This window comes from Sphingomonas sp. S2-65 (genome assembly GCF_021513175.1).
GTDB lineage: Bacteria > Pseudomonadota > Alphaproteobacteria > Sphingomonadales > Sphingomonadaceae > Sphingomonas.
Genome location: NZ_CP090953.1, coordinates 1,992,445 through 2,010,489, shown reverse-complemented (window position 1 = coordinate 2,010,489; position 18,045 = coordinate 1,992,445). Strand labels below are relative to the sequence as shown.

At 65.2% G+C, this 18,045-nt stretch carries 14 protein-coding genes and 1 tRNA gene; 6 read left to right on the top strand and 9 right to left on the bottom strand.

Features of this window, described 5'->3' with window-relative positions:
• The first annotated feature begins 37 nt into the window (after positions 1–37).
• Together LZ586_RS09505 and LZ586_RS09500 are read left to right on the top strand one after the other, a co-directional pair.
• Positions 38–337, top strand: coding sequence for a hypothetical protein (locus tag LZ586_RS09505; RefSeq protein ID WP_235076063.1), 300 nt, complete (start codon positions 38–40; stop codon positions 335–337).
• 359 nt (positions 338–696) lie between these two features.
• Positions 697–2,853, top strand: a complete 2,157-nt coding sequence (locus tag LZ586_RS09500) for a tail fiber domain-containing protein (RefSeq protein WP_235076062.1) — start codon at positions 697–699, stop codon at positions 2,851–2,853.
• A gap of 1,545 nt (positions 2,854–4,398) precedes the next feature.
• Here the strand turns inward: LZ586_RS09500 and LZ586_RS09495 are convergent.
• Positions 4,399–4,489 (bottom strand) — tRNA-Ser (locus tag LZ586_RS09495).
• A 77-nt stretch (positions 4,490–4,566) separates the two neighbouring features.
• On the opposite strand from LZ586_RS09495, the gene LZ586_RS09490 reads away from it, so the two are divergent.
• A complete protein-coding gene (locus LZ586_RS09490) occupies positions 4,567–5,442 on the top strand; it encodes a peptidylprolyl isomerase (protein ID WP_235076061.1) in 876 nt (291 codons plus the stop codon).
• A gap of 7 nt (positions 5,443–5,449) precedes the next feature.
• Here the strand turns inward: LZ586_RS09490 and LZ586_RS09485 are convergent, their stop codons facing one another.
• The 5 genes from LZ586_RS09485 to LZ586_RS09460 form a co-directional block, all read right to left on the bottom strand.
• Positions 5,450–5,860, bottom strand: a complete 411-nt coding sequence (locus tag LZ586_RS09485; RefSeq protein WP_235076060.1) for a hypothetical protein — start codon at positions 5,858–5,860, stop codon at positions 5,450–5,452.
• A gap of 653 nt (positions 5,861–6,513) precedes the next feature.
• A complete protein-coding gene (locus tag LZ586_RS09475) occupies positions 6,514–7,104 on the bottom strand; it encodes an ABC-type transport auxiliary lipoprotein family protein (RefSeq protein ID WP_235076059.1) in 591 nt (196 codons plus the stop codon).
• An 8-nt stretch (positions 7,105–7,112) separates the two neighbouring features.
• Positions 7,113–8,081, bottom strand: a complete 969-nt coding sequence (locus LZ586_RS09470) for an MlaD family protein (RefSeq protein ID WP_235076058.1) — start codon at positions 8,079–8,081, stop codon at positions 7,113–7,115.
• Positions 8,081–8,896 (bottom strand): ABC transporter ATP-binding protein, encoded by an 816-nt coding sequence (locus LZ586_RS09465; protein ID WP_235076057.1) that lies wholly within the window; start codon positions 8,894–8,896, stop codon positions 8,081–8,083. The genes LZ586_RS09470 and LZ586_RS09465 overlap by 1 nt, the downstream gene beginning before the upstream one ends.
• Positions 8,896–10,002: an ABC transporter permease gene (locus LZ586_RS09460; protein WP_235076056.1), complete on the bottom strand. Its 1,107-nt coding sequence runs from the start codon at positions 10,000–10,002 to the stop codon at positions 8,896–8,898. The genes LZ586_RS09465 and LZ586_RS09460 overlap by 1 nt, the downstream gene beginning before the upstream one ends.
• Positions 10,003–10,084: 82 nt before the next feature.
• Here LZ586_RS09460 and LZ586_RS09455 point away from each other — a divergent pair, with 82 nt between their 5' ends.
• Together LZ586_RS09455 and LZ586_RS09450 are read left to right on the top strand one after the other, a co-directional pair.
• Entirely contained in the window at positions 10,085–10,756 is a 672-nt protein-coding gene (locus LZ586_RS09455; RefSeq protein ID WP_235076055.1) for an HAD family hydrolase, read from the top strand.
• A gap of 53 nt (positions 10,757–10,809) precedes the next feature.
• Positions 10,810–11,280, top strand: a complete 471-nt coding sequence (locus LZ586_RS09450; protein ID WP_235076054.1) for a pyridoxamine 5'-phosphate oxidase family protein — start codon at positions 10,810–10,812, stop codon at positions 11,278–11,280.
• A 72-nt stretch (positions 11,281–11,352) separates the two neighbouring features.
• Here LZ586_RS09450 and LZ586_RS09445 read toward each other — a convergent pair whose 3' ends face one another.
• The 3 genes from LZ586_RS09445 to LZ586_RS09435 form a co-directional block, all read right to left on the bottom strand.
• A complete protein-coding gene (locus LZ586_RS09445) occupies positions 11,353–12,552 on the bottom strand; it encodes a DUF445 domain-containing protein (protein ID WP_235076053.1) in 1,200 nt (399 codons plus the stop codon).
• 94 nt (positions 12,553–12,646) lie between these two features.
• Positions 12,647–15,793, bottom strand: coding sequence for an efflux RND transporter permease subunit (locus LZ586_RS09440; RefSeq protein ID WP_235076052.1), 3,147 nt, complete (start codon positions 15,791–15,793; stop codon positions 12,647–12,649).
• Between the two features lie 13 nt (positions 15,794–15,806).
• Positions 15,807–17,006, bottom strand: a complete 1,200-nt coding sequence (locus LZ586_RS09435; protein WP_235076051.1) for an efflux RND transporter periplasmic adaptor subunit — start codon at positions 17,004–17,006, stop codon at positions 15,807–15,809.
• Between the two features lie 284 nt (positions 17,007–17,290).
• Here LZ586_RS09435 and LZ586_RS09430 point away from each other — a divergent pair, with 284 nt between their 5' ends.
• A complete protein-coding gene (locus LZ586_RS09430; RefSeq protein WP_235076050.1) occupies positions 17,291–18,016 on the top strand; it encodes an SIMPL domain-containing protein in 726 nt (241 codons plus the stop codon).
• Positions 18,017–18,045: the final 29 nt, after the last annotated feature.

Below are 18,045 nucleotides of genomic sequence, written 5' to 3'. Positions count from 1 at the left end.
CGACGTGCATTTGTACTTATGGGCCGCTTGCCTTGCGATGGTTGCACCCTCCGCGCTCGCGCAATCCGCGGGGCCATCTCAAGACCAAGGCCGTTCCAGTGGGCAGGGCAGCGTCTCGACTTCCGCTGTCGGCGAAGTTGGCAAGCGCTTAACGCGCTCACAAACGGGCGCCGCGCCGATGGCGCGTATCTCCAATCGGATCCAAAATCGCATCCAGTCGCGTTTGCGCAACCGGATTGATCGCAACTACGACTCGCAAAAGGATGCGGCTTCTCCCTTTGCGGAAGCCGAAAACCGCGCGCAAAATACTTCTCAGCCGCAGGCGCCCGAGTCCTGAATGACGCAGAGGGCGCTGGCCGCGAGTTGCGCCAGATGGCAGCGCAGCGATCTTGATTCCGCCATACCAGCCTACCGAGCGCAGCGTGCCGATATGAAGCGGGTTAGAGTAGCGGCGACCTTGCACGTGGGAAGGGTCAGAGGCGCTGATCGCGGCCGCGGTGCTCCGCTGTAAGGCCAGCGAGGGCCCCTCAAGGCATCTTTCGTAATCGTGCCTTCGATCTGGCTCCGCTACCGTTTGGGCGATTTGAGGGAGACACGACTCAGTCCGTAGTTGGACAAGCATTGCACCCTTTTCCTCAGTAAGGTCCTGAGGGAGCAGGGTGTGCGTTCTGCCCTAGTAAATCCCTGGAGACTCGAGTGCCCGATCTGCCCCGCGCAACACGCCGATCTCTGCTGGCCGCCCTGTCGGCAGCGCCGATTACGAGCTTGGCGCAGACATCGAATGCACCTGAAGATAGGACGGGCATCACTCCGTCCACCCGGGTGCTGGCGGCCGAACCGAGCAGTTTCAGGCAAGCCGGCGATGGCGCGATCGGCCGCACGCTCGTTGGCAAACTGCAGGACGTTGTCTCCGTCGAAGATTATGGCGCGGTCGGTGATGGCGTCAGTCAGGATCGACCGTCCTTTACCAAAGCCGCGGCAGCGCTGGCGCAGGGCGGCCCGATTGATATCGGGTCAGGTGATCACCTTGTGGGTGAGCAGTTTTTCGGCCCGGCGCGCGGCAACGTTCACGCTTTCGATCACGCCGTCATCGGTCGTGCGGAAATCATCGGGAATACGAGCTTCGTCAGAAATCCGGCGAGCGGGTGGACGCTCACGAACTTTAGATCAGACAATCCTGGTATCTCGCATTCGGCCGGTGGGAGTGCCAGGGCGAAATGTATTGTGGAAGTCGCGGCCTACACGACGTATTTGATATCGATCTCGCTAGAAACTACCGCCGTTGGAGGAATTGCATTCCTCCTGAACAACGTGCCGCTGTTCAACGACGACGATGTCAGCTTTATTAGAACAGGTGCTGACACATACCAATTCGTTGTTTTCTCTTATGCTACAGCCGGTGCGGTGCCCTTCGAGCTGAGGTCAGATAATCTTTGGGCGGGTGTCGTCAAAAGTGTGTCGATGATCAAGGTGGAGCGTGAAGCGCCATACGACTTTCTGAGCATTGCATCAGACAAGAAGGACTTCGATGCTCCATTCGGAATAAAATTTGGTCGATTTCTCTCAGGCAATATCGCTATTGGAGATAGATTAACCAGCTCTCTTTTGTCCAATAAAGCGGCTTGGAACATTGCACTTGGACCGAGGGCGCTATCCACGACCATAGATGGATTCGAGAATACGGCAATTGGCGCTTTCACGCTCGAGTATAATCAAGCAGATAGGAATACTGCGGGCGGATACTCCGCTTTCAGGTACAATACCAAAGGCGATCGCAACACCGGATGGGGATACAAAACGTTCGGACGAAATTCTATCGGTAGTAATAACACCGGTGTAGGATTCTGGGCGAGTATGTACAATCAGACGGGAAGTGACAACTCGTCCTTCGGTGCGTTGGCGGCCTATTACAACTCCCATGGGAAGTTCAACTCCGCGTTCGGTTCTCAGGCTGGTTTCAAGAATGATGGCGGCACGGCCAACACATATGTTGGTGCGATCGCTGGACCGTATACCGATGGTACGACAACCTTTTCGTATAGTTATTCCACCTGTCTTGGTGCAGAGAGCAGGGGATATGGTGACAATACGACTGCTGTCGGCTGCCAGGCGCGTTGCGGTTCCGATCCGCACGCCGGCGGTGCAGCAATAGACACCGCGGCTGTCGCTTTCGGTTTCAGGGCCGTCGCTGGCAAGAACAATGCGGTCGCAATCGGCGGCAATGCTCTCGCAACGGAAGTAAGTAGTACTGCAATTGGTGACAGCGCTTCTTGCATTGGTGCCTTTGGTACTTCTCTGGGCTTCGGCACCAAGGCGACCGAGAAGTCTGTTACAGTGGGTGCAGAGGCGGGAGGAAATCTCGTTGGTACAAGCAATGTCAGTCTCGGCTATCGGGCAAATTGTTTCGCAGCGCCTACAAAGCGGAGCAACGTCGTCGCGATCGGTGCGGGTGCATCGTGCAACGCGGACGACCAAGTCACGATCGGCAACGCGGGCGTGCAACAGATCCGTGCAGCCGTCGCCACGATCACGACTCCGTCCGACAGGCGCGATCAAAAGAACATCAAGCGCATCGACCCTAACTTTGCTTGCGGGATCGTCGCGGCGCTTACGCCGGCGCGATGGGAATGGAACATGCGCGATGGACACGAGCGAGGAGGAGTCGAAACGGGCTTTATCGCGCAAGACCTTGTTGCGGTTCAGAATGCAAAGGACGCTGCCTGGCTAGGATTGGTTAGTAGTACCGATCCGGACAGGCTCGAAGTTTCATCCGGAAAGCTGCTGCCGATATTGGCGGCTGCGCTACAGGATGCACTGAAGAGAATAGAGGTGCTTGAAGCCGAGCGGCGATGACGTGAGCGTAAACGGTATGCGTACGATCCGGTCTGCCTGTGGGATCCTATGCGCGTTTACGGGACGCTCGCCAGGCTGATCTGCCGTTCGCGCCGAACGGCCGGCCGCATCCTGCCGTGTCGACGAGGCAAAAGCGCCTCCAACCCGCGGACCCACAACGAAGATGCCGCCGCCGGAAGCCAGCCGGTGGCCCCGTGTCGATACCACCGAACAGTCTCTTCGCGCTGGTATCCCATCACTGTCGAGACGATGCGAGATGAAACGCAAACCTAACTCTACTTCGAGATGGCGTCCCTGCGTCCTCCTAGGCGACAATCTCATTTCCATCTATCCGGGTCGGCCTTTGCCCTCATGGTTTGTCCGGTGTCACACATGTTAGTTTTGGCATGCGGGCTGCGATCCGCTCGGGCCTTGCCGAACTCAGCGAAAAGGTGCGCGCAACGGCACTCCGCATAATGGCGAATGTCACCATGCCGGCAGTCGCAAGCGCGATGCGGTTCCTGAGCATCCGCGGTTCTGCTCGGCGACCGAACAGGATCGCGCGATAATCGCCTCGAAACAGCTGGCGGCTACCTCCATGGCTGCGGCGGCGGCCTTTAAATGACGTTGATCTTCCGCGCGGCTGCTTTCGGCTGCCGCCATGAACTAGCTCGCCGAGCGGGAGGTGTTCATTGTCGGCCTCCCGGATACGCGCTCAGCCCAGACGCACATATGTTCCAGACGCTTGCTGATCGGCGTCAAGCTCGGGCGTAAACGGGCTGCGAGGTCCGTTCGTCGGTAAGACGTTCTACGGCTGGGCAGAGCGAGCCGATTTCGCCATGCGGTTCGGCGAACGCATGCGCGGCGAGGTTGGTGCCGACCTGGGGACGCTGTTCTGTGTCATGTTGCAGGTTCTATTTCCCTAAGCAGCGACCACGCGAGAGGCCAAGCCAGTCTTGGATGCTGTGGGACATTGAAGCCCCCGCGCATGCCCGGATTCTCAGCGCAGGAAACTTTTTTTGGATCAGCGACTCTGCTCAGGCATTACGCTCCATGCTCTCGCCAAGCGCCATCATCTGCTGACCGATCGCGCGAGCACCAGTCAGCCCACCGGAATGACGAAGCGGGCGATGAGCCTAGCGAGCCTCTGCGAGTCTCCAACGAACCGGTACGCCCGGCGCTGCGGGCTGGCGCGCAGTTCGGCCCCCACGGTAATCGCCAGAATAGCGCGATGGTGCGGCCCTGCCTGGCCTCTTCGATCATACCCATGTCCCGCACGAGCGCTGCGCGATTGCGCGCGGCATCCGGCTGCACGGCATTGAGCGCGTCACGTGCCTTGTCAGGCAACTCACGAACCAGGCCGTCACCGTCAGAGTAGCGCTGCGGCTCAACGAGTGCTCGGGCCTTCAATGCAATAAGCTTTCCATCGCGTCTCACCCATTCTGCTAAACACCTGAGTGAGATAGTGCTGGATGTGCTGAAACTCAGCAGGACGAAAAACGGATGATTTCAGCCGCTATCTAGCAGTTTACAGGAGTTTTGGTGATCCCACAAACGGGGCATAAATGGCGGAGCGGGAGGGATTCGAACCCTCGATACGGTTTTGCCGTATACTCACTTTCCAGGCGAGCGCCTTCGACCACTCGGCCACCGCTCCGCATGCTCTGGAACGCGCGGCCCTACCGTGTGCGGGCGGGCTAGGCAAGCCGGGTCTGTCATGTCAGTCTCGCCGCCATGCTCAAGCTCAGCGCCGCGCTCGCCGCCTTCGCCCTTTCGTGGCCCGCTTTGGCGCAGACCGCGCCGCCGCCGCCTTCGCCGGCGGATGCCATCCCCGCCGACTGGAAGCCGATTCCCGACGGCGAGATCCTGGTGATGACCCTGCGCGGCGGGCATCAGGTCTTCATCCGCCTCGCGCCGCGTTATGCCCCCGCGCATGTCGGCAACATCCGCCGCCTGGCCGAGGCGCATTGGTGGGACGGCACCAGCGTCAACCGCGTCCAGGACAATTACGTCACCCAATGGGGCGACGCGACCGAAACCAAGCCGCTGCCGCCGATGGTCATCGCCAATCCGCCCGCTGAATATGAATGGACCCGCTTCGACGGGGTGACCGCGTTCGCCAGGCCGGATTCCTACGCCGCCCGCACCGGCCACAGCGCCGATGGCTGGCCGCTCGCGACCGACGGCAAGACCAGCTGGCTGACGCATTGCTACGGCATGGTCGGGGTTGGCCGCGACCTGGCTCCCAGCACCGGCAGCGGCGCGGAGCTCTATACGGTGATCGGCCACGCCCCGCGGCATCTCGACCGCAACATCGCGCTGGTCGGCCGCGTGATCGAAGGCATGCAGTGGCTCTCCAGCCTGCCACGCGGCACCGGCGATCTCGGCGTCTACGAAAGCGCCGGCGAGCGCACCCCGATCCTCTCGGTCCGCCTCGCCAGCCAGCTGCCCGAAGACGAGCGCCCGCGCTTCCAGTACCGCGCCACCGACAATGAACGCTTCGCCGCCTGGGTCCGCACGCGCGAGAACCGCACGCCGCCCTTCTTCACCGTGCCGGCGGGCGGCGCCGACATCTGCAACGCCCAGGCACCGATCCGCCGCGCGCAATAGGGGGTTTCTAATCCGGCGCGAGCCGAGCAAGCATCCAGGGGCGGTAGCCCGTCCGCCAAGCCACCCCTAAGCCGTCACCCTGGCCTTGTGCCGGGGTCCACCGCGCGGCAGGCGCCGAACGATCGGCAAAGGCATCGCAGGCGAGGAAGCGGACCCCGGCACCAGGCCGGGTGCCCGCGTCGGAGTTGTGGAGCCTCGGCGCCCTCCCGCACCGCTCTAGCGCCAACGCCCGACCCACTCCGCCACCTGCCGGAACCTGGTTGGCGGCCTGATTCAGCGCCGCGCCCACCAGTGCCGGCGCTATCACCACCACCGACACCCGCGCCTCGAAGTCCGCCAAGCCACCCCCAAAGCCGTCACCCCGGCCCTGTGCCGGGGTCCACCGCGCGGCAGGCGCCGGACAATCGGCAAAGGGCATCGCAGGCCGGGAAGCGGCCCCAGCACCGGGCCGTGGTGACCGCGGCGGGAGTTGTGGAGCCTCCGCGCCTTACCGTACCGCCCTGGCGCCTCAACGCCCGACCCACTCCGCCACCTGCCCCGAAACCTGATGGGCAACCTGGTTTAGCGCCGCGCCCACCAATGCCGGCGCGATCACCGCCACCGGCACCCGCGCCTCGAAGTCCGCCAAGCCAACCCCAAGCCGTCACCCCGGCCTTGTGCCGGGGTCCACCGCGCGGCAGGCGCCGAACAATCGGCAAAGGGCATCGCAGGGGGGAAAGTGGACCCCGGCACCAGGCCGGGTGACCGCGGCGGAGTTGTGGAGCCTCCGCGCCCGTACCGCCCTAGCGCCTCAACGCCCGACCCACTCCGCCACTTGCGCCGAAACCTGGTCGGCAGCCTGGTTGAGCGCCGCGCCCACCGATGCCGGCTCGATCGCCACCGGCACCCGCGCCTTGAAGTCCGCTAAGCCACCCCCAAGCCGTCACCCCGGCCTTGTGCCGGGGTCCACCGCGCGGCAGGCGCCGAACGATCGGCAAAGGGATCGCAGGCGGGAAGTGGACCCCGGCACCAGGCCGGGTGACCGCGGCGGAGTTGTGGAGCCTCCGCGCCCTCCCGTACCGCCCTAGCGCCTCAGCGCCCGACCCACTCTGCCACTTGTGCCGAAACCTGGTTGGCGGCTTGGTTGAGCGCCGCGCCCACCGGCGCCGGCTCGATCGCCGCCACCGGCACGCGCGCCTCGAAGCGGCGCTTCTCGATCACGGTCTCGGGCCCGCGGGTCAGCGCCGCGTCATAGGTCACCACCGCCTCGTTGGTGTCGGCATCGATGCCGAAGGCGCGCAGCTCGCCCTGGAGGTACGCGCCGGGGTCGAGCTGCGATTGCCGCGTGCTCAGCACCAGCCGCCCGGTCTGCGCGGTGATCGTGTCGCCGAGCAGCCGTGCGAACAGCTGCGAAGGCCGCTCCACCCATTGCGCGTCCTTGACGTACGCGACCGCCGTCCCGCCCGAGCGCACCGGAACCCGCGACGCGGCGAGCTCCTGCGGAACCGAGGGCACCGAAATGGTGATGGTCGCGGCGATGTTGGAGCGCTGCGATTCGCCCACCGGCAGCTGCACCGCCGGGTTCAGCGTCAGCAGCGATTCGGGCGTCTTCGCGCCGAACGAGATGCAGCCCGACAGCAGCGCGGCAAGCGGAAGGGCGAGGAGCGGGGCGAGCTTCTTCATGGGGGTCCTCACTTCTTCTTCGGCTCATAATCGGGCAGCTTGGGCGAGCCGATCAGGCTCGATGCGCCGCCCTGGTCGAGTTTCTCCGCCACCGAGGCAAGCGACGTCGACATGATGCGCAGGTCCTGCACCAGCTGGCCGACCTCGGGGATCGTCTTCTTCGAGAATGCCTGAAGCCCCGGCCGCGCATCGCCGATCGTCGAATCCAGCGTCTCGACGCTGCGGCCGGCGGCCTGGATGGTCTTGTTCAGGTTCGCGATGGTCGGCTTGATGTCCTCGGCCAGCACGCCGTTGGTGGTTGCCGCCAGTTCGCCGATCTGTTGCGAGGCGATGCCTGCCTTCTGGATCGCGATCCGCGTCTCGGCCAGCGTTGCGGCGATCTCGGGCCCGCGGTCGGCCAGCGCGCGAGTCAGGCGGTTGGTGTTGGCCAGGATGCCGGCGATCGAATTCTGGTTGCGGTCGCCGAGCAAGTCGCCCAGCCGCTCGGTCAGCGTCGAGATGCGCTCGAGCAGCCGCGGCGCCGAGCTCAGCAGCGCGCCAAGGCCACCCGCCTTGGTCGGGATGATCGGCACGCCCAGCGGGCAGGCCACCCTGGGGTTCTGTTCGGGGCAGCGGATCGGTGGCGCGCCCTTGGTCGCGCCGTCCAGCTGGACCGTGCTCGGCCCGGTGAAGCTGCCCTGGATCGACGCGGTGGTCCCTTCCAGGATCGGCACCTCGGGCTTCACGCTGATGCGTACCCGCACCAGGCTGGGATCGGGTGCCCAGAAGGATATTTCCTTCACCTGGCCCGATGGCACGCCCGAGAAGTTGACCGCCGAGCCTGCGCTCAGCCCGTCCACCGCCTGCTTGAAGAAGATGTCGTATTGCCGCTCGTCGCCGCCGCTCAGCCTGGCGAGCCAGACGATGAACAATGCCAGCACCGCCAGCAGGATCAGCACGACGCTGCCGACCAGTACATGGTTCGAACGCGTTTCCATCAGAGCCTCTTGTCCTGCGACGCCGGCTGGTTGCCGGCACTGGCGACCGCGGCGCGACCGCGCGGACCGTTGAAATATTCCTGGATCCAGGGATGATCCAGCGCGAGCAGTTCGTCGATCGTGCCCACGGCGATCACCTTCTTGTCGGCGAGCACCGCCACCCGGTCGCAGATCGCGTATAGCGAATCCAGGTCATGGGTGATCAGGAACACGGTCAGCCCCAGCGTCTTCTGGAGCGACAGCGTCAATTCGTCGAACGCCGCCGCGCCGATCGGGTCCAGCCCGGCGGTCGGCTCGTCGAGGAACAGCAATTCGGGATCGAGCGCCAGCGCCCGCGCCAGGCCGGCGCGCTTCTTCATGCCGCCCGACAGCTCGGACGGATATTTGGGCGCGGCGTTCGGCTGCAGCCCGGTCATCACCACCTTGTACGCGGCGATTTCCTGGAGCAGCGCTTCGTTGAGCCCGGGGTAGAATTCCTTGATCGGCACCTGGACATTCTCGGACACCGTCAGCGTCGAGAACAGCGCGCCGCCCTGGAACAGCACGCCCCATCGCTTGCGGATGTTGATCGCTTCGGTCTCTTCGCGGCCGATCGTGTTCTCGCCGAACACTTCGATCGTCCCTTCGATCGGAGTCTGCAGCCCGACAATCGACCGCATCAGCACCGACTTGCCGGTACCCGATCCGCCGACCACGCCCAGGATCTCGCCCCGGCGCACGTCCAGGTCCAGCCCGTCATGAACGATCTGCTCGCCAAAGCCGTTCTTGAGGCCGCGTACGCGGATAAGCGTTTCTTGCTGTTCGCCGCGCGCCATCAGATCCAACCGATCTCGCTGAAGAACACCGCGAAGAACGCGTCCACCACGATCACCAGGAAGATCGCCTGGACCACGGCGGTGGTGGTGCGGTTGCCCACCTGTTCGGCGTCGCCTTCGACCTGCATGCCCTGGAAGCATCCCGATACGGCGATGATCAATCCGAACACCGGCGCCTTGACCAGCCCGACCCACAGGTCGGTCAGCGGCACCACTTCGCGGATGCGCTGGATGAAGGTGACCGGCGGGATCCCCAGGCTGACCCAGGACAGCAGGCACCCGCCCATGATCGCGATCAGCGAGGCATAGAATCCGAGCAGCGGCATCATCAGCACGACCGACAGCGTGCGCGGCACCACCAGCGCCTCCATCGGCGACACGCCGATCGTGCGCATCGCGTCGATCTCTTCGGTCAGCTTCATCGTGCCGAGCTGCGCGGCGAACGCGGAGCCCGATCGTCCGGCGACCATGATCGCGGTCATCAGCACGCCAAGCTCGCGCAGCGTGATCCGCCCGACCAGGTTGATCGTATAGACCTCGGCGCCGAACTGGCGAAGCTGCACCGCGCCTTGCTGGGCGATGACGATGCCGATCAGGAAGCTCATCAGCCCGATGATGCCCAGCGCCGATACGCCGACCACTTCGAACCGCTGCACCGTCGCGTTGAAGCGGAAGCGCTTGGGGTGGGTGAACACGTTCCAGAACGCGATCAGCGTCGCGCCCAGAAAGCCGAGCAGGCCGACCATGGTGCGCCCCGACTGGACCACCGCGTCGCCGACTTCGCCCAGCATCCGGGTGAACGGATCGGCCGCCCTGGGGGCCAGCTCCACCGGATGTTCGGCGGCGGCGACCTGCTCCAGCAAATGCTGCTCGTCGGGCTCCAGCCCGGCCACTTCGCTGTGGTGATCGCGCGCGAAGCGGTGGATCAGCCACGCGCCGACCGTGTCGAGTCGCTCCACACCGCTCAGGTCCAGCCGTGCAACCGGGCCTTCCACGGCGTCGAGCCGCTGCGGCAGATCGCGCAAACAGGCGAGTGACAGATTTCCGGAGAAACGGAGCGTGCCGCCTCCGTCCTCGATTCGTTCAAAATCGGCGCTGCCCCTCATGACCTGCACCTTTCGGCGATTTGCCGCGCCACGGCAAGCATAAGCGCTGGCATGCCCCGCGCGGCCGCGCCTAGATGCGCCGATGCAGCACCTGGCGATCTACGACATGGACAAGACCATCACCGCGGCGCCGACCTGGACGCGGTTCCTGGTCCACGCCGCCCGCCAGCGCGCGCCGTGGCGTCTCGCGCTGCTGCCGGTCGCCGGAGCGGGGGCGCTGGCCTATGCGCTCCGCCGCATTAATCGCGCCGCGCTCAAGCAATGGTCGCACCGCCTGCTGCTCGGCCGGACCCTTTCTGCCGCCGATCTCGCGGGGGTGTCGGACAGTTTCGCCGAGCATGAGGCCGAACATGGCGTGCTGCACGGCGCGCTCGATCGCATCGCTGCGGATCGCGCCGCGGGCTATCGCCTCGTCCTCGCGACCGCGTCGCATGGCTATTATGCCGAAGCCATTGGCCGCCGGCTCGGCTTCGATGACGTCGTCGCCACCCAGGCGCGGCGCGATCCCCGCGGCGACATCCTTTCGCTGCTCGACGGCGAGAATTGCTACGGCGCGGCCAAGCTCCGCATGGTCGAGGCGTGGCTGGCGGGGCAGGGGATCGCGCGCGCCGACTGCCACGTCCGCGCTTATTCGGATCACGTTTCGGACGCGCCGCTGCTCGCCTGGGCCGACGAGCCCTTCGCGGTCAACGCGCACGCCCCGCTGCGGACGATGGCGGCGGTGCAGGGCTGGCCGCTGCTCGACTGGCGGTAAGAACCTTCGGCGTGCGGCACGCGTTAGGCTGCGGAACCTTGAAGGAGTTGCGCATGCCCAAGACCCTTGGCGAACTCGCCGGCATCATGAAGGACATCGACTTCGCGATGCTCTCCACCCATTCCGACGGCGGCACCATCGCCGGCCGGCCGATGAGCAACAACCGCGACGTCGCCTATGACGGCGACAGCTGGTATTTCGCCTATGCCGATACCCGCGTCGTCCGCGAGCTCCGCGCCAATCCCCGGGTCGGGCTCGGCTTCCATGGTAAGGGCGGGATGCTCGGCATGAAGCCGGTGTTCCTCCATGTCGAGGGCGAGGCCACGATCATCCAGGACAAGGCGCAGTTCGAGGCGCATTGGACCTCGGATCTTGAGCGCTGGTTCGAAAACGGCGTCGAAACGCCGGGTTTGGCGCTGATTCACGTGCGCGGGACGCGTCTTCACTATTGGGATGGCGAGGAACAGGGGGAACTGGTGCTGGCCGGCGCCACCGCCGACACCGTCGCGACGCCCACTAGCTGAAAGAATTCAACGGGATAACGGCAAGGGGCGGCAAGCGCCGCCCTCTTGCTCCAGGCTCAACAAGATAGTCGCCTAGACCAGCACATCCACCGCATGGATCCCCATTCCCACTAGTCCGCCGACCACCGTCCCGTTGATCCTGATATATTGCAAATCGCGCCCAACCGCGTTTTCCAGGCGCCCCGTCACCGTGTCGGCGTCCCAGCCGCGGATGGTATCCGACACCAGCCGCACGATGCCGTCGCCATAGTCCGACGCCGCGCCCACCGCCGCCCGGCGGGTGAATCGGTTGATCGTCGCCGCCAGCCGCGCGTCGGCCTGCAAGGTTTCGCCAAGCTGGCGCATCGTTCCGCCGAACGCGCCGGTCAGCAGCGCATCGGGATTGCGCGCGACCCGCAGCAGCGCCGCGCGCCCTGATTCCCAGATCCCCAGCCACCAGTCGGCCAGCGCCGGATTGTCGAGCAGCTCGTTCTTGAACGCCTCGACCCGCGCGCGTTTTTCGGCATCGTGCTGCAGATCCTGCGCGAACTGCGCCAATCCCTCTTCCGCTTTCGCACGCAGCGGATGATCGGGCTCCTCCGCCATCGCCGCGATCAGCTTGTTCAGCCCGTCGATGATCTTGTTGGCCAGCGTTTCGTCCAATCCCGTCCACCGCATCACCGCGCCGGAACGTTCGTGGACCATCGCCCGGATCAGATGCTCGTTGGCCTCCAGCACCTTGGCGGCCCAACGGATCATGCCGTCGAGCAGTGGGCGGTGGCGATCCTCGCGCATCGCGGTTTCCAGCGCCCGGCCAAGCAGCGGCGCGATTTCCAAGGCCCGCAGCCGGCCGGCGAGCGCCTGCTTGGCCATGCCGCCAAGCCGCTCCTGGTCCAGCGCCTCGAGCATGTCCGCCGCCAGCCGCCCGATGCCCGCGCGCAGCCGCCCGCGCCCGCCACTCGGATCTGCTAGCCAGCGCCCGGCAGCCCGCGCCACATCGACCCGCTGCATCCTCCGCGCCACGACCGAAGGGATTAGGAAATTGTCGCGGAGGAATGCACCCAGCGTATCGGCGATGCGATCCTTGTTGCGGGGAATGATCGCGGTGTGCGGGATGGGCAGGTGGAGCGGGTGCCGGAACAGCGCAGTCACGGCGAACCAATCGGCCAGCCCGCCCACCATCGCCGCTTCGGCAAATGCCCGCACGAACCCGATCGCGGGATGCACGCCCTCATAATGTCGGCTCGTCAGGAATACCGCCGCCATCAGCACCAGCAGTCCGGTGGCGAGCATTCGCACCCGCCTCAGCCCCTCGGGCACGGCATCAACGGAAAGGGGAGCGGGTGATGGTCTCACCCGCTCCCCAATTCTCGAACCGCCGGCAAGTTCATTCCGCAGGTTGCGGCGTGTCGTCCCCAGGCTTGTGCTCGATCAGACCGCCATGCGTTCCGATCAGCTTGCCATCGTCCCCCGGGCGGAACGTGAGCAGCCGCTTGCCGAGGCGCGGCCCCAGCCACTGCTCGAGACCCACCGCAAGGCTGAAGATCGCCGGAACGATCACCAACGTCAGCACCGTGGATACGATCAGCCCGCCGATCACGACGATGCCCATCGGCGCCCGCCAGGACGAGTCGCCGCTCAGCGACAGCGCCGTCGGGACCATGCCCGCGACCATCGCCACCGTCGTCATGACGATCGGCTGAGCACGCTTGTGACCCGCATCCAGGACCGCGTCGAACTTGCGCACCCCTTTGTCCATTTCCTCCAGCGCGAAGTCGATCAGCAGGATCGAGTTCTTGGCGACGATGCCGAACAGCATCAGGATCCCGATGAACACCGGCAGCGACAGCGGATTACCGGTGAGCATCAGCGCGATCAGCCCGCCCAGTGGTGCGAGCAGCAGCGACCCCATGTTGACCAGCGGCGACATGAAGCGGCGGTACAGCAGCACCAGGACCGCGAAGACCAGGAAGATGCCCGATGCGAGCGCGACGAAGAAGTTGTTCAGCATCTCCGCCTGCCACTTGGCTTGGCCGACCGTCATCTGGCCGACCCCGACCGGAAGGTTCTTCATGATCGGCAGCTGGTTGATCTTCTGCATCACCTCGTTGTTGACGTACGGCTTGCCCGTCGCCGGGTTCATCGCCAGGTCGGCGCCGACGATGAGGCGGCGCTGCAGGTTCAGTCGCTCGATCTTGGTCGGGCCAGCGCCGAAGCCGATTTCGGCCACTACCGACAGCGGCACCGATCCGCCGGTCTGGGTCTGCACCGGCATGTTCTGGATCGTGGAGAGGCGGGCACGGGCGTCTTCGTTGATCGCCACCCGGATCGGGATCTGGCGATCCGACAGCGAGAATTTGGCGCTGTTCTGATCGATGTCGCCCAGCGTCGCGATCCGGATCGCACTCGACAGCGCCGAGGTGGTCACGCCCAGGTTCGCGGCCAAGTCGAGCCGCGGCTTGATGATAATCTCAGGCCGCTGCAGGTCGCCGCTGATCCGCGGGGCCACGACTTCCGGCATGCTGGCCATCTGCTTGACAAGCTGGTTGGCCGTCGCGTTGAGCAGCGCGGGATCCTCGCCGCCCAGCGTCACGGTCAGGTCGCGTCCCGACGAGCCCCAGCCGAACTGCGAGCGGAAGTTCACGCGCGCATCGGGAATCGCGATGAGCTGCGGCGCCAGCCGCTTCTCGAATTCGGTCGAGGTTTCGGTACGGTCTTCCTTCAGGTTCGCGGTCACTCGGCCATTGCCGACGAAGCTGCGGGCATAGACATTGGCGACGTTCGGCTGACCCTGAAGCAGATCCGCAACGCGCGTCACGACTTGCTCCGTCGCCTCCAATGGTGTCCCCGGCACCATCTCGATCGTGGCGGTCACGCTCTCCTGGTCCTGAGCGGGCTGGAAGGTCATCGGCAGCATCGCAAAGCAGGCGATCGTCGCGCCGAACGCGATCACGAAGCTCAGCACCGCCGACCAGCGGTGCAGCAGCGTCCAGCGCAACAGCTTCATATAGCCGTTCATCAGCATGCCTTCGCCGTGGCTGGCATGGCCGTGCGCCTTGAGGAAATAGGCGGCAATCATCGGCGTCAGCAGACGCGCGACGGCAAGGCTCATCAGCACCGATGCGACGACGGTCAGGCCGAAGTTCTTGAAGAACTGGCCGGAGATCCCGGGCATCAGTCCAACCGGCAGGAACACCGCGACGATCGACATGGTGGTGGCCAGCACGGCGACGCCGATCTCGTCGGCGGCGTCGATCGATGCCTGGTAGGCCGATTTACCCATCCGCATGTGGCGGACGATGTTCTCGATTTCCACGATCGCGTCGTCGACCAGCACGCCCGCCACCAGGCTGAGCGCGAGCAGCGTCATCTGGTTCAGCGTGAAGCCCAGCATCTCCATGAACCAGAAGCTGGGGATCGCCGAGAGGGGGATCGCCAAGGCCGAGATCAGCGTCGCACGCCAGTCGCGCAGGAACAGGAACACGACGATGACCGCCAGCACTGCGCCTTCCACCATCGCCTCCATGGCGGTGTGGAACTGCTCCTCGGCATATTTGGAATTGTTGTTGAGTAGCTCGAAGTGCACCTTCGGATTGCGCTTTTCCAGTTCCTGGAGCTTCTTCTCGGCGTCGTGAAACACTTCGACGTCCGAGGCACCCTTGGCGCGCTTGATATCGAACGAGATCACCGGATGGCCATTATATTCGGCAGCGCTGCGCTGCTCGGCATAGGCATCCTTCACCATCGCGATGTCGGCCAGCCGCACGGTGCGGCCCGCTCCGGTCGAGATTTGAGACTGACCCAGCGAATAAGCATCCTTGGCGTTGCCGATGACGCGTACAGACTGTTCGAAGCCCGAGATTTCGGCGCGGCCGCCCGCAGCGTTCAGGTTGACCTGGCGCAGCTGCTGATTCACTTGGCTGGCAGTCAGCCCGACGCCCTGCAACTTGGCGGGGTCCAGGATCACGCGGATCTCGCGGTTGACGCCGCCATTGCGGTCCACCGCGCTCATGCCGGAAACCGACAGCAGCTCCTTGGACACCTGATTGTCGATGTACCAGCTGAGCTCTTCCACCGTCATGTCAGGCGCGACGGCGGTGAAGCTGGCAATGTCGTTGTCGCTGGCGGTGTCCACTCGGCCGACCTGCGGCTCCAGGATGCCGTCGGGCAAGTCGCCGCGGATCTGCTGGATAGCGGAACGCACGTCCTCGACTGCCCGGTCGATCGGGGTGCCGATGTCGAGCTGGACGACCGTCTGGGTGCTGCCTTCCGAAACGGTGGAGTTGATCTCGTCGATGCCCTGCAGGCTGCGGACCGCCGATTCGACCTTCTGCGTGATCTGGTTCTCGAGTTCGCTGGGCGCGGCGCCCGGCTGGCTGATCGCGATCCACACGATGGGGAAGTCGATGTCGGGATCGTTGTTCACGTCCATCCGCGCGAAGCTGACGAGCCCCGCGATGGTCAGCGCGATGAACAGCACGATAGGGGGCACCGGGTTGCGGATCGCCCAGGCCGAGATGTTCCGGAAGCTCATGGCAGCGTCGCCCTTATTTCAGCTTCTGAAGGTTCGGGATGACCTTCTGGCCTGGATTGAGGAAGGCGCCGGCGGTCAGCACCACGCGTTCGTTGCCCGAAAGCCCGCTGGTGATCGCCACGCCCTGTTCGGTCACGTCTCCGGTGGTAACGGGTGCGCGTACCGCCACATTCTGGGCATTGACCGTGTACACGTAATTTCCCTGCCCGTCGCTCTGAACCGCTGACTGCGGCAGCACGACGGCGGTGACGCCGCCGGCGACGATCCGCGCGCTGGCAAACCCGCCGGGGCGCAATGCCGGATTATACTTCAGGGACACTCGGGCGATGCCCTGGCGCGATTGAGGGTCGATGATGGGAGATACCTGCCACACTTCGCCCGTGAAGGTCTGGCTCATCCCGGTCGGCGTCACTTCGGCACGCGCGCCGACGCGCAGCTTCTGAAGGTCGGTTTCGGCCAGCTGCGTACGCAGCTCCATCTGCCCGCCCATCGCCATGCGGAAAAGGACACCCGATCCGGAACTGACGATCTGGCCTGGCTCCACCTGGCGCGTCAGCACCAGCCCGGCCGCCGGCGCGCGAACGTCCAAGCGCCGGTTGCGAGCCTGGGTTTCCGAGAACTGCGCCTGCGACACGCGCAGCCGCGCCTGCGCCTGGTCGCGCGCCGCGGTCTTGCGGTCGATGTCCGCCTTGGAGATGAACCCGTTCGCGACAAGCCGCTGGGCGCGGTCCAGTTCCGCCTGGGCGAGGCGAAGATCGGCCTGCGCCACCCGGATCGAGGCGGCCAGCGATTCGGCAGTCTGCGTCTGTACCGACCGGTCTACCGTCGCCAGCACCTGGCCTGCGCCGACCCAGCTGCCCGGCTCGACCAGAACGCGCGTGACGATGCCACCTTCGCCGGCGACTCCTACCGGCATCTCGCGGCGCGCCGCCAGGCTGCCGGTGCCGGTCACCACCGTCTCCATCGTCGTCTTGCCCGGAACCGCGACGGTCACCGTCGGGTTCTGTGAACTACCCTGGGCGGCCGCGGCGCCCTTAGCTGCTCCCTTGGGCGCAGCGCCGTCCTTGCGGCTCACGGCTAGGACGGCGACAATGCCGACCACCACGATCGCGATGCCGAGGATCCAGATCCAGCGGCGGCTGCGCCGCGGCGTCTCTTCGCCCGTATACTCCAGCCGATCCTGCCGTCCGAACATCCTACCCTCATAGTTCATGTGCGCATCCACACGGCCAGAGGCCGCCCCCCGCTTGTGCAGAACTGTATTATATGAATAAGGCACCCTCTACAAGTGCCGTTTCGCGCCCTGCCCATGGCTTGCCCGTGTCGTGCGTTTTCCGCAAGTGCCAGTGGTTCGATCGCTGCGAGGGGGGGCACGGCTCCTCTGGGCATTCACCCTTTCGCCGGCGTTACGTCCACCCTATCGCCGCCTCGTTCAGCCGCCGTTCGGTCCGGCCCCGGCACGATCCGCTTGCACTGACTTTCAAGGGAGAAATATCGATGATCCGCCTCGCGTTGCTAGCTACCACCGCCGCGCTCGGCGCGGCAGCCGCAAGCCTGCCCGCAGCCGCGCAGGACATGCGCCCGTTTCTGCCAGCCGATGGGGCGGTGCTGGACGTGGCGGCCGAGGGCAGCACCACGCGCGTGCCCGATCTCGCGCTGATCCAGGCCGGGGTCGTCACCCAGGCGGGCAGCGCGGCGGAGGCGATGCAACAGAACAGCGCGCGGATGGCGAGCGTCATCGCGGCATTGCGCAAGGCCGGTGTCGCCGAACGCGACCTCCAGACTGCCGCGGTTTCGCTCAACCCCGTCTATCGCAACGAGGATAATCAGCCCCCGGTGATCACCGGCTACCAGGCGTCGAACCAGCTCACCGTGCGCTTTCGCGAGATCGCCAAGAGCGGCGCGATCCTCGACACGCTGGTGCGGCAGGGCGCAAACAACATCTCGGGTCCCAACCTGACGCTCGACAAGCCGGAAGCCGCGATGGACGAGGCGCGCGCCGATGCCATCGCAAAGGCCCGCGCCCGCGCCGAGCTTTACGCCCGCGCCGCGGGGCTGCGCGTGGATCGTATCCTGGCGATTTCCGAAGGTGGCTCGATCGGGCCGCAGGAGATCATCGTGTCCGGAACCCGCCGCGGCGCGTTCGCCGCGGCCGACACGCAAGTGCTGCCCGGCGAGCGCGAGGTCAGCATCAACGTCTCCGTCCGCTTCCTCCTGAAGTAATCAGGGACCCAGGCGGAGCACGCATGAAA